General features: G+C 72.0%; 1 protein-coding gene. It reads right to left on the bottom strand.

What is annotated here, in order from left to right; genetic code table 11:
- Positions 1–309, bottom strand: a 309-nt coding sequence (locus D7V93_RS45760) for a hypothetical protein (protein ID WP_158623996.1), incomplete at its 3' end; no start/stop codon positions are given.
- Positions 310–422: the final 113 nt, after the last annotated feature.

Consider the following 422-nt stretch of genomic DNA (forward strand, 5'->3'; position numbering starts at 1 on the left):
CACCAGGTCCTCCCCGCCCACCGCCACGCGCGTGGACAGCATGTGGCGCGTCGGGCCCTCCAGCAGGCGCACCTGCAGCGCGCCTCGCGGCACCGCGCCCTCCACGTGGCGCGCGCCCCGCAGCAGCAGCTCGCCCTGGATGAGCACGTCCTCACCCCGGGGCGCGTGCAGGTTCGGCCGCGAGTCGTGACAGCCCAACACCCAGGCGCCCCGGCCCTCCTGCACCCAGCGCACCCGCAGCCCCGCCGGCAGCGCCTCCAACGTGCGCCGGGTGGTCTCCACCTCGAACGTTCGCTCCGCTTCCGCCATCTGGCCCCCTCAAGCCGAACAGCACTACTGCATAGTTACATATTAGCTGTGAGCAGGAGGCAGTGTTAGCGCGTATTTCACGGGTTCAGGGGTCCGGGGGGGCGGGCGGGGAG

This window comes from Corallococcus llansteffanensis (genome assembly GCF_003612055.1).
Classification (GTDB): Bacteria; Myxococcota; Myxococcia; order Myxococcales; family Myxococcaceae; genus Corallococcus; species Corallococcus llansteffanensis.